The organism is Mesorhizobium sp. B2-6-1, from assembly GCF_006440475.1.
Classification (GTDB): Bacteria; Pseudomonadota; Alphaproteobacteria; order Rhizobiales; family Rhizobiaceae; genus Mesorhizobium.
On sequence record NZ_VFUH01000016.1, the window covers coordinates 119,720 to 130,286 of the forward strand.

The window sequence follows — 10,567 nt, forward strand, 5'->3', positions numbered from 1 at the left end:
GATGGGCCGGCTGCTGCAGGTCGCGGGTCTGGTCGCAGGGCTGGCCGGTCTTTTCCTGCAGTTCTCGATCACCGTTCCGGCCTCGATGGAAGCCGGCCGCGGCCTGATCGGTTCGGTCGTCTTCTACTTCAGCTTCTTTACCATCCTGACCAACATCGGTGCGGTGCTCGTCCATGCGTCGCTGCTGTCGCCCGCCGGCCATGCCTGGTTTCCGGCCTTTGCCGGAGCGCGGATGCGGGCAGGCGTCGCCGTCGCCATCACCGTGGTCTTCATGGTCTACGCCACCGTGCTGGCACGCCTCTGGCAGCCGCAGGGCCTGTTCCTGCTGTGCGACGTGCTGCTGCACTATGTGACGCCTGCACTGTTCGTGCTGTGGTGGCTGGCCGCCGGTGCCGACGGCAAGACGCGATGGCGAGACGTTTCCTGGTGGATGCTCTATCCGCTCGCTTATCTGGCCTATGCGCTGGCGCGGGCGTCCATAACAGGCGAAGTGCCCTACCCGTTCCTCGATGCCGCCAGGAACGGCATCGCCAGCGTCGCCATCGCCTCGCTGGCCATCACCGCCCTTTTCCTGGCGCTATGCGTTGGCGCCGTGCTTGCGGACCGCGGCCTGTCGCGGATCAGGGCGCCAGTTGTGCAGCCACGCAAGCAGGATTGAACACAGCATCGCGCCTGTTCATTCCCAGAATGGCCTGATCCCTTCGCGATGGGCGTCGCAGCGGGAAATGCCGATGTCCTTCAACTGATCGTCGGTCATGTCCAGCAAGGCGAGCCGGCTGCGCCTGCGCTCCAGCAGGCCGTCGATCCAGCGCCCCAGCGATTTGACCATACGCACGATGCGGCTGACAAAGCCGCCGCGGCCCACAGGTCGCGCGGCGAACAATCCTGCGGCTGTCTGGCTGATTGTCTCGATTGTATCCATCTTCGCTCTACCAAAGTTGCAAATTGCACTCTTTTATTCCACACAATGCATGTGAATTGACTCATCGTTCGACGCAATATACAAAATTGTCACCATGACAAATTGGCTTCCCGACCTCACCGCCAGCTCCGGCCCGCTTTATCAGCGCCTTGCTGACAGCATTGAGTCAGATATCGACCGCGGCGTGATCGACGCCGGGGCAAAGCTGCCACCGCAGCGGGATCTCGCCTATGACATCGGCGCAACCGTCGGCACGGTCGGCAGGGCCTATCAATTGTTGCGCGAGCGCGGGCTGGTCAGCGGCGAGGTCGGGCGCGGCACCTATGTCCTCGGCCGGCAGAACGCGAAGCCCGACTTCATAGCGCCGGACGCGCAAGGCACGCGCGACATCGATGCGCCGCGCGGCAAGCTGCGCTTCGACAGCACCGCGGCGCCCGATGTCGGCCAGGGCGCCATCGTCACCGAAGTGCTGTCGCGCACGGCTTCGGATCATGCGCATGAGATTTCGAGCTACACGCGGGATTTTCCCGAGCGCTGGTTCGAGGCCGGCGCCAGTTGGCTGTCGCGCAACTCGTTTCGACCGAGCGCCGATACGATCGTGCCGACGCTCGGTACCCATGCCGCTGTCATGGCGGCGATCGCCGCACTGACCACGCCCGGCGATTACGTCGCCTTCGAGCACCTGACCTATTCGCAGATTTCGCGCAGCGCCGGCCTGATCGGTCGTCGCACGGCGCTGGTGGCATCGGACCATCAGGGTCTCAACGCCGACGATTTCGAGCGCGTCTGCGCGCAAAAGCACCCGAAGATGATCTTTCTGATGCCTACGGTGCAGAATCCGACGCTGGCGATCCTGCCGGCAGCGCGACGTGAGTCAATCGCGCGGATCGCGCGTGAATACAATGTCGTCATTATCGAGGACGATCTTTACGGCGGCCTGACCGAAGATCCGACGCCAATGCTGGCCGACTATGCACCCGAGCGCACCATCGTCGCAGGCGGCCTGTCGAAATCGGTAGCGGCTGGCGTTCGCGGCGGCTGGCTTTCCTGCCCGCCTGCTTATCGCCATCGCATCCGTGTTGCCCACAAGATGATGACCGGCGGCATGCCTTTCCTGCTGGCCGAGGTGAATGCCCGGCTGGTGCTGTCGGGCCAGGCCGCGGACATACGCAAACGCGCCATCGCCGAAATCAACGCCCGCACCGCCATCGTGCGCGAGACTTTGGCCGGCTTCGAATTCAAGTCGCGGGACAATATACCCTTTGTCTGGCTGACCTTGCCCGACCCCTGGCTTTCCGGCACGTTCAAGAACGCCTGCCTCGAGCACGGCGTGCTGATCGACGACGAAGACGAGTTCAAGGCGGGCCGTTCCGAGCAGGTCTTCCACGCCGTGCGCTTCGGCATTTCGCAGCCCAGGCAGCGCAAGGACATCGCGGACGGCGTTGCGGCGATCCGGAGGCTCCTCGACGAAGGCCGCGCCGGCTACGACAGTTTTTCCTGATCCGCATCGCCTTGGAGCGCCGGCGGTTCAGGACGACGGCATGCCTCCAGGCAAGACCGAGGCGCATCGGTTGAGTCCGGTCCGGTGGGACGCGCGTTCAAGGCGCCGCGGCTTTCTCCGGATTCAGCCACTTTTCGTCGGTCCATGGGTGTATCGGCCGCAAAGCTTGCGATAAGAGGAGACTCAAAATCCCAAGCTCCCACGGATAAAAACCGCCGCCCATGACCATTTCCAATTCCGTGCCGATCACGCCCGAGCTCATTGCCGCGCACGGGCTGAAGCCAGACGAATACCAGCGCATCCTCGACCTCGTCGGGCGTGAGCCGAGCTTCACCGAACTTGGCATCTTCTCGGCGATGTGGAACGAGCATTGCTCGTATAAATCCTCAAAGAAATGGCTGCGCACGCTGCCGACGACCGGCTCGCGGGTCATCCAGGGACCGGGCGAGAATGCCGGCGTGGTCGATATCGGCGACGGCGACTGCGTCGTCTTCAAGATGGAGAGCCACAACCACCCCTCCTTTATCGAGCCCTACCAAGGGGCGGCGACAGGCGTCGGCGGCATATTGCGCGACGTCTTCACCATGGGCGCGCGGCCGATCGCGGCGATGAACGCCTTGCGCTTCGGTGCTCCCGATCATCCCAAGACCAGGCACCTGGTGGCGGGAGTGGTTTCCGGCGTCGGCGGCTACGGCAATTCCTTCGGCGTGCCGACGGTCGGCGGCGAGGTCAATTTCGACGCCCGCTACAACGGCAATATCCTGGTCAACGCTTTTGCCGCGGGTCTTGCCAAGACGGACGCGATTTTCCTGTCGGAGGCCAAGGGCGTCGGCCTGCCGGTCGTCTATCTCGGCGCCAAGACCGGTCGCGACGGGGTCGGCGGCGCCACCATGGCCTCGGCCGAATTCGACGACAAGATCGACGAAAAGCGCCCGACCGTGCAGGTCGGCGATCCCTTCACCGAAAAGTGCCTGCTTGAAGCATGTCTCGAACTGATGGCGTCCGGTGCGGTCATCGCTATCCAGGACATGGGTGCTGCCGGCCTTACCTGCTCGGCGGTCGAGATGGGCGCCAAGGGGGATCTCGGCATCGAGCTCGAGCTCGACAAGGTTCCGGTGCGCGAGGAGCGCATGAGCGCCTACGAGATGATGCTGTCGGAAAGCCAGGAGCGCATGCTGATGGTGCTGCGCCCCGAAAAGGAAAAGGAGGCCGAGGCGATCTTCCACAAATGGGGGCTCGACTTCGCCATAGTCGGCAAGACGACCGACGACCTGCGCTTTCGCGTCCTGCATCAGGGTGATCAGGTTGCGGACCTGCCGATCAAGGATCTCGGCGACAAGGCACCGGAATATGACCGTCCGTGGGTCGAGCCGAAGAAGCCGGCGCCGCTTGCGGCCAATGACATTCCGCAGGCCGATGTCGCCGAAGCACTGCTGAAGCTGCTCGGCGGCCCTGACCTGTCGTCGCGCCGCTGGGTGTGGGAACAGTACGACACGCTGATCCAGGGCAATTCGCTGCAGCTTCCCGGTGGCGATGCCGGCGTGGTGCGGGTCGAAGGCCATCCGACCAAAGCGCTGGCTTTCTCGTCGGACGTGACGCCGCGCTATTGCGAGGCCGATCCCTATGAGGGCGGCAAGCAGGCGGTGGCCGAATGCTGGCGCAACCTGACCGCCACCGGCGCGCTGCCGCTGGCCGCCACCGACAATCTCAATTTCGGCAATCCGGAACGGCCGGAGATCATGGGTCAGTTGGTCGGCGCGGTGAAGGGCATTGGCGATGCCTGCCGCGCGCTCGGCTTCCCGATCGTTTCGGGCAATGTCTCGCTCTACAACGAAACCAATGGCCAGGGCATCCTGCCGACGCCGACCATCGGCGGCGTCGGGCTGATCGCCGACTGGTCGAAGATGGTGCGGGCCGGCTTCGCTGCGCAAGGCCAGATGATCCTGCTGGTCGGCGCGCCGGCCTCATGGGGCACGCATCTCGGCCAATCGGTCTACTTGCGCGACATCCACGGCCGCAGCGACGGCCCGCCGCCGCCGGTCGACCTCGACCATGAAAAGCGTGTCGGCGACCATGTGCGCGCCCTCATCGCGTCCGGCATCGTCACCGCGGCTCACGACGTTTCCGACGGCGGCATTGCGGTCGCGCTGGCCGAGATGGCGATGGCATCAGGCATCGGCGCGACGGTCCCCGGACTGGCCGGCACCGATCCTATTCCGGTCTGGTTCGGCGAGGACCAGGGCCGCTATCTCCTCACGCTGTCAATCGATCCAGACAGTGAGGACTGGGACGCGATCCGCAAACAGCAAGGCGAACTCGGTATTTTCGCGCCCTGGATCGGCTCGACCGGCGGCAACACGCTGAAACTCGGCGAGGCACGGGCGATCCCGCTCGGCGAATTGACCGCCGCGCACGAAGGCTGGTTCCCGCGCTTCATGGATCAGGCCATTTGAGCAGAGCGTGATCCCGAAAAGTGGGAAACGATTTTTTCGGAAAAATCATGCTCAACCACAGGAAACTGGCCGTCCGGGCACTGCTTGCAGTCGTCTTCTGGCCATCGCTGTTCTTCTTCTGGTTTCTCGGCCCGTTCGTCTTTTTCCTGCTGTCGACGACATCGAGCGAGGTCTGCGCCCGGTTGGATACACGCGCGGAGTTCCTCGCCGCGGCCAACGACACGCTTCCGATGCTTGGCCTGCAAAACCTTTTCTATGCAGTTCCGCTTGTCTGCCTGGTGCTTTGGAGCCGGCTTCTGCCGGACCGGGCACGGACAAGGCACATCTTCACCTGCATAAAACTTTTCGCCGTCGCGGCCGCATTGGGGGCACTGTGGGAGTATGGCTCCTCGCTGGCCTGCGATGGCTACGGCCAGCCGTTCTTCTCGCCCGTCTGGCGGATGACCGCCTACCTGCCGATTGCCAACCTGGCGATCAACCTTCCCCTCTATGTGCTGACCTTCAGCCTTGGGCGGACCTTCTCGACGCCCGAGGACGAGCCCGCAGACGACGCCGGCGGTCAGAGCGAGAACGCGTCGTGAGCCACAATCGCGCTGGGGCTGGACGGAACGGCTTCAATCCCGGCCGGAAAGGCTTTAGGTTCACTCCGACTCTCATCGCACGGGCAGCCATGCCGCAGCCCGCCCGAAAACAGGAACTTGCCATGGCAATGGATGCCCGCGACATCGAAAAACTGATCAAGGAGGGCATCCCGGATGCCAGGGTGACCATCCGTGACCTTGCCGGCGACGGCGATCACTATGCGGCCGAAGTCGTGGCCGAGAGCTTTCGCGGAAAAAGCCGCGTGCAGCAGCACCAGATGGTCTATGACGCGCTGAAGGGCAATATGGGCGGCGTGCTGCACGCGCTGGCGCTGCAGACCAGCGTGCCGGACTAGGGGCTTCCAACGCCAAAGTCGCTTGGCCCAAAACGCCGCATCTTTTGCGCCATTCAGGCCACCACGCGGCTAAAGTCTTGTTTCGGGCAACCTATGGGTTTATCTGATGGAAAAGCTTCGAGCCTGACTCCCACAGGCGGGAAAGGATATTCCATGAGCGGCATCAACGACTACATTGACAACGAGGTGAAGGGCAACGACGTCGTGCTTTTCATGAAGGGCACGCCCGGTTTCCCGCAATGCGGATTTTCCGGCCAGGTTGTCCAGATCCTCGACTATATCGGCGCCGACTACAAAGGCGTGAACGTGCTGGATTCGGCCGAGCTGCGCCAGGGCATCAAGGAATACTCCAACTGGCCGACGATCCCTCAGCTCTACGTCAAGGGCGAATTCGTCGGTGGCTGCGACATCGTGCGCGAAATGTTCCAGGCGGGCGAGTTGCAGACATTCCTTGTCGAGAAGGGCGTGAGCGTCAAAGGCGCCGCCTGATTTCGGTTGGGCATGTCGCCGTCGACATGCCCTGAGCACCGGGGCAGCCCCGCCTCGGCAATTTTGCGTCCGGGACCCGGACCAGGACGAGCCAATGCGCCGGGCCACCGGCGCGTTTTCGTTTGAGAGATCGGACTTGCCGTGGACCAGCAGACGTCAGCACCGCAATCGGCAAGCAAATTGCCCATTCCGCGCTGGGAGTTCATCGCGCTGTGCGCAGCGCTGATGGCGCTCAATTCGTTGGCCATCGACATCATGCTGCCGGCGCTGCAGCAGATCGGCGCCTCGCTTGGCGTCGAGAACGAAAACCACCGGCAATATGTCATCACCGCCTATATTCTGGGTTTTGGCGGCGGACAGCTGTTTTTCGGACCGCTCTCGGACCGATTCGGGCGCCGTGCGCCGCTTGTCGCCGGCCTGATCATTTATGTGGCGGCGGCCGCCGCGGCCGCCATATCGCCAAGCTTTGAAACGCTTCTACTTTGCCGGGCCGTGCAAGGCATCGGTGCGGCCGCGACCCGCGTCATCGCCGTCTCGATCGTGCGCGACACGTTCGATGGCCGGCGCATGGCCGAGGTGATGTCGCTGATCTTCATGGTGTTCATGGCGATCCCGGTGATTGCTCCCGGCATCGGCCAGTTCATCATGCTGTTCGCGACCTGGCATTTGATCTTCGTCACCATGGCCGTCGGCGCGCTTGTCGTCTCGGCCTGGTCGCTGCTGCGCCTGCCCGAGACGCTACATCCGGAATATCGCCGGCCATTGACCGTCAATGCCATTGTCGGCGGGTTCCGCATCGTGCTGACCAACCGCGTCGCGATCTGCTATGCCTTCGCCAGTACGTTCATCTTCGGCGCCATGTTCGGCTTCATCGCCTCGGCGCAGCAGATTTATGTCGACATATTCAATGTCGGCGAATTGTTTCCGGTCATCTTCGCCGGCGTTGCCGGCGTGCTCGCCTTCTCCAACTACCTGAATTCGCGTCTTGTCGGCCGCGTCGGCATGCGCCGCCTGTCGCAGAGCGCGCTGCTGTTGTTTCTGGTCATCAGCCTGGCCTGGCTGGTGGTTTCGCTGGAAATGAAGATGCCGCTCTGGCTGTTCGTCACCTTCTTTGCCTGCGCCATGCTCCCTTTCGGCGCGCTCGGCGCGAATTTCAACGCGCTCGCCATGGAGCCGCTCGGCCAACTGGCCGGCACGGCCTCGTCCATCCTGGGCTTCATGCAGACGTTTCTCGGCGGCATTCTCGGCACGCTGATCGGCCAGGCTTTCAACGGCACGGTGACGCCATTGGCCGCCGGCTTCTGCAGCGTCTCGGTCGCAGCCCTGCTGATGATCTTCATCGCCGAACGCGGCAAGATGTTCCAGCCGCAGAATCAACCCGTCTCGGGGCACATTGCCGATCTGCATTGAATTGTCGCCTTTGCGGCCCTCGGCTGGTAATCGAATTGGCAGCCGGCTATTGCGTCCAGAGTTCGCTGCGCAACTCGCGCCAGCTTTCCCGGTCGGGTGCGACAAGCAGGCCGCCGCCGACATGCGACGGTAGGTAGGCACTGGCGTCGAAACGCGCGGCGTGGCCGCCGGCCTCGGCATGGATCAGGACACCGGGCAGATGGTCCCACGGCATCAGCTTGTTGTAGACGACGAAATGGGCATGGCCGCTGGCCAGCAGGCGATATTCATGCGCGGCGCAGCGATAGGCGAATTGCGACAGGATTTTCGTCTGGTTGCGCGCCAGCCGCGACCGCTCTGGTTCGGCCATGTACTGCCAGGAGACGGAGCCGGTCATTCCCGAGATCGGCACGGGCGCCGCGACACGCACTTTTTCCAGGTTGCCATGCGCGTGCCTGATATGACTGCCGGCGCCCCTGGCGCCGATCAGCCAGTCCTTGCCGACCGGATCGTGGATGATGCCTGCGACGGTCTCACCCCGGACCACGACACCCAGCATGACGCCGAACAACGGCACGCCGGAAGCGAAATTGAAAGTGCCGTCCACCGGGTCGATGGTGAAAGCCAGATCGGCATCGCCAAGACCGTCGAGCAGCGCCGGATTGTCGGAACAGGCTTCCTCGCCGACAATCATGGCCGTTGGGTAGCGCTCACGCAGCTTGGCGGTGATCAGCCGCTCGGCACTAACGTCGGCTTCCGTCACCAGGTCGGCGGCCGACGTCTTCTGGCGGACGTCGCCGCCGCCCAACCGGCGAAAGCGCGGCATGATTTCGGCTTCGGCTGCTTCGGCCAGGGTGCTGGCCAGCCAGTCGATCGCGGTATCGTCAAATGTCATCGGAAATGTCTTGCCTGCTGGAGAGCGTTTCATCGAGTGCGGCGAAATCGAACAGTTTCCTGTCGAGCAGATGCGACGGCCTGGTGTTGGACAACGCACGCAGCATCGTGTCCTTGCGCCCGGGCATGCGCTTTTCGATATCGTCGAGCATGGCCTTCATGGCGTTGCGCTGGAGACCTTCCTGGCTGCCGCAGAGATCGCAAGGGATGATCGGGAACCGCATCGCCGCGGCGAGCTTTTCCAGATCGATTTCGGCGCAATAGCTCAGCGGCCGCAGCACCATGACGTCGCCCTCGTCGTTGAGCAGCTTTGGCGGCATGGCGGCGAGACGGCCGCCGTGGAACAGGTTCATGAAGAAGGTTTCGAGAATGTCCTCGCGATGATGGCCGAGCACCAGCGCCGAGCACCCCTCCTCTCGGGCTACGCGATAGAGATGACCACGCCGCAGGCGTGAACAGAGCGAGCAATAGGTGCTGCCCTGCGGCAGCTTGTCGGTGACGACGGAGTAGGTGTCCTGGTATTCGATGCGGTGTGCAATGCCGTGGGCATTGAGGTAATCGGGCAGGATGTGCTTGGGAAAGTTCGGCTGGCCCTGGTCGAGATTGCAGGCCAGCAGCTCCACCGGCAGCAGGCCGCGCCATTTGAGGTCCAGCAGCATGGCAAGCAGGCCGTAGGAATCCTTGCCGCCCGACAGGGCCACCAGCCAGCGCTCGCCTGGCCTGACCATCGAAAAATCCTCGATCGCCTGGCGGGTCAGCCGCAGCAGCCGCTTGCGCAATTTGTTGAACTCGACCGAAGACGGCACATCGGCGAACAGCGGGTGAAAACCGCCTTCGATGTCGGCGGCCTGCTCAAGCGATTGAGCGTCTGGCAGCATGTTCATGGCGTCGGTTCCAAATCCTGGAGCAACGAACGTTCGGAGCTTCGTTGCCGCCCGGATTAGCGGACATGGCCGACAAAGAAAAGGCCGCCTCGATGGGCGGCCCCTCCGGTCTCGCAAAAAGCCTTCGCTTAACGCGAATAGAATTCGACGACGAGGTTCGGTTCCATCTGGACGGCGAACGGAACGTCCGCCAGGCCCGGGATGCGCGAGAAGGTCGCGGTCATCTTGTTGTGATCGGCTTCGATGTAGTCCGGCACGTCGCGTTCGGCGAGGCCGACCGATTCCAGGACGATCACCAGCTGCTTCGACTTTTCGCGCACTTCGACGACGTCGCCCGGCTTGCAGCGGTACGAGCCGATGTTGACGCGCTTGCCGTTGACGTTGACATGGCCGTGGTTGACGAACTGGCGGGCGGCGAAAATGGTCGGCACGAACTTGGCGCGATAGACGACCGCGTCCAGACGCGACTCGAGCAGGCCGATCAGGTTCTCCGAGGTGTCGCCCTTGCGGCGGTCGGCCTCCTCATAGACCTTGCGGAACTGCTTTTCCGAAACGTCGCCATAGTGGCCCTTCAGCTTCTGCTTGGCGCGCAGCTGCAAGCCGAAATCGGAAAGCTTGCCCTTGCGGCGCTGGCCGTGCTGGCCGGGGCCGTATTCACGCTTGTTGACCGGGGACTTCGGGCGGCCCCAGATGTTTTCGCCGAGACGGCGGTCGATCTTGTACTTCGCGGATTCGCGCTTGCTCATCGCATTCCCTTTCAAAACAACATAACCCGGAGCCTCATGGTCCGGGTGAAGGAAACGCGCCCTCCTCTGGCCTCCGTTTTCGAGACCTGACAGGGTTTTTCCACGCAACGCGGCGAAAAACCCACGGGACACGTCAGTTCAAACAAGACCTTGGAAAACAGACTGGCTTCCGTCGAGGTCTTGCGCATGCAAAACAAACCACCGGGCGTTGCGGCCCGGTGTTGGGAGCGCTGTTAAACAGAGATTTAACCGCTGTCAAGGTTCCAACTGGCGCCGTGTCGTAAGCACATGAGTTGTCCGGATTAGGTAGCACGTGAGTTGTCCGGTTTTATCGCCAGCGGATGGAGGCTGG

At 63.0% G+C, this 10,567-nt stretch carries 11 protein-coding genes; 7 read left to right on the forward strand and 4 right to left on the reverse strand.

Annotated features, from left to right (window positions below; genetic code table 11):
- Position 1 precedes the first annotated feature (1 nt).
- Positions 2-658 carry a Pr6Pr family membrane protein gene (locus tag FJ443_RS26635; protein WP_140666355.1) on the forward strand — a complete coding sequence of 219 codons (657 nt, stop codon included), beginning with the start codon at positions 2-4 and terminating at the stop codon, positions 656-658.
- An 18-nt stretch (positions 659-676) separates the two neighbouring features.
- Here FJ443_RS26635 and FJ443_RS26640 read toward each other — a convergent pair whose 3' ends face one another.
- Positions 677-922, reverse strand: coding sequence for a DUF1127 domain-containing protein (locus FJ443_RS26640; protein WP_140522056.1), 246 nt, complete (start codon positions 920-922; stop codon positions 677-679).
- A gap of 94 nt (positions 923-1,016) precedes the next feature.
- Here FJ443_RS26640 and FJ443_RS26645 point away from each other — a divergent pair, with 94 nt between their 5' ends.
- The 6 genes from FJ443_RS26645 to FJ443_RS26670 all read left to right on the forward strand — a co-directional run bounded on the left by FJ443_RS26645 (position 1,017) and on the right by FJ443_RS26670 (position 7,712).
- Positions 1,017-2,423, forward strand: coding sequence for a PLP-dependent aminotransferase family protein (locus tag FJ443_RS26645; RefSeq protein ID WP_140666357.1), 1,407 nt, complete (start codon positions 1,017-1,019; stop codon positions 2,421-2,423).
- A gap of 221 nt (positions 2,424-2,644) precedes the next feature.
- A complete protein-coding gene (gene purL, locus FJ443_RS26650) occupies positions 2,645-4,876 on the forward strand; it encodes a phosphoribosylformylglycinamidine synthase subunit PurL (RefSeq protein WP_140666359.1) in 2,232 nt (743 codons plus the stop codon).
- Between the two features lie 47 nt (positions 4,877-4,923).
- Positions 4,924-5,457: a hypothetical protein gene (locus FJ443_RS26655; RefSeq protein WP_140666361.1), complete on the forward strand. Its 534-nt coding sequence runs from the start codon at positions 4,924-4,926 to the stop codon at positions 5,455-5,457.
- Positions 5,458-5,579: 122 nt separating this feature from the next.
- A complete protein-coding gene (locus FJ443_RS26660; protein ID WP_140493839.1) occupies positions 5,580-5,813 on the forward strand; it encodes a BolA family transcriptional regulator in 234 nt (77 codons plus the stop codon).
- Between the two features lie 153 nt (positions 5,814-5,966).
- The gene (grxD, locus tag FJ443_RS26665) at positions 5,967-6,302 is read left to right on the forward strand and encodes a Grx4 family monothiol glutaredoxin (RefSeq protein ID WP_013532137.1); all 336 of its coding nucleotides are present in this window, start codon (positions 5,967-5,969) and stop codon (positions 6,300-6,302) included.
- Between the two features lie 141 nt (positions 6,303-6,443).
- Complete coding sequence (locus tag FJ443_RS26670) at positions 6,444-7,712, forward strand: multidrug effflux MFS transporter (protein ID WP_140631631.1); 1,269 nt, start codon at positions 6,444-6,446, stop codon at positions 7,710-7,712.
- A gap of 46 nt (positions 7,713-7,758) precedes the next feature.
- On the opposite strand, the gene FJ443_RS26675 is transcribed toward FJ443_RS26670, so the two are convergent.
- The 3 genes from FJ443_RS26675 to rpsD all read right to left on the reverse strand — a co-directional run bounded on the left by FJ443_RS26675 (position 7,759) and on the right by rpsD (position 10,215).
- On the reverse strand, positions 7,759-8,586 hold the full coding sequence (locus FJ443_RS26675) for an inositol monophosphatase family protein (RefSeq protein WP_140656062.1): 828 nt from the start codon (positions 8,584-8,586) through the stop codon (positions 7,759-7,761).
- A complete protein-coding gene (gene ttcA, locus FJ443_RS26680) occupies positions 8,576-9,469 on the reverse strand; it encodes a tRNA 2-thiocytidine(32) synthetase TtcA (RefSeq protein WP_140493845.1) in 894 nt (297 codons plus the stop codon). Before ttcA ends, FJ443_RS26675 begins: the two co-directional genes overlap by 11 nt.
- 128 nt (positions 9,470-9,597) lie before the next feature.
- Positions 9,598-10,215 (reverse strand): 30S ribosomal protein S4, encoded by a 618-nt coding sequence (gene rpsD, locus FJ443_RS26685; RefSeq protein WP_140493847.1) that lies wholly within the window; start codon positions 10,213-10,215, stop codon positions 9,598-9,600.
- Between the last annotated feature and the right edge of the window lie 352 nt (positions 10,216-10,567).

Coding starts and splice junctions, on each gene's coding strand:
- purL (WP_140666359.1), top strand. CDS start 2,645: ATGACCATTTCCAATTCCGTGCCGATCACGCCCGAGCTCATTGCCGCG.
- grxD (WP_013532137.1), top strand. CDS start 5,967: ATGAGCGGCATCAACGACTACATTGACAACGAGGTGAAGGGCAACGAC.
- rpsD (WP_140493847.1), bottom strand. CDS start 10,215: ATGAGCAAGCGCGAATCCGCGAAGTACAAGATCGACCGCCGTCTCGGC.
- FJ443_RS26640 (WP_140522056.1), bottom strand. CDS start 922: ATGGATACAATCGAGACAATCAGCCAGACAGCCGCAGGATTGTTCGCC.
- FJ443_RS26660 (WP_140493839.1), top strand. CDS start 5,580: ATGGCAATGGATGCCCGCGACATCGAAAAACTGATCAAGGAGGGCATC.
- FJ443_RS26655 (WP_140666361.1), top strand. CDS start 4,924: ATGCTCAACCACAGGAAACTGGCCGTCCGGGCACTGCTTGCAGTCGTC.
- FJ443_RS26645 (WP_140666357.1), top strand. CDS start 1,017: ATGACAAATTGGCTTCCCGACCTCACCGCCAGCTCCGGCCCGCTTTAT.
- FJ443_RS26675 (WP_140656062.1), bottom strand. CDS start 8,586: ATGACATTTGACGATACCGCGATCGACTGGCTGGCCAGCACCCTGGCC.
- FJ443_RS26635 (WP_140666355.1), top strand. CDS start 2: ATGGGCCGGCTGCTGCAGGTCGCGGGTCTGGTCGCAGGGCTGGCCGGT.
- ttcA (WP_140493845.1), bottom strand. CDS start 9,469: ATGAACATGCTGCCAGACGCTCAATCGCTTGAGCAGGCCGCCGACATC.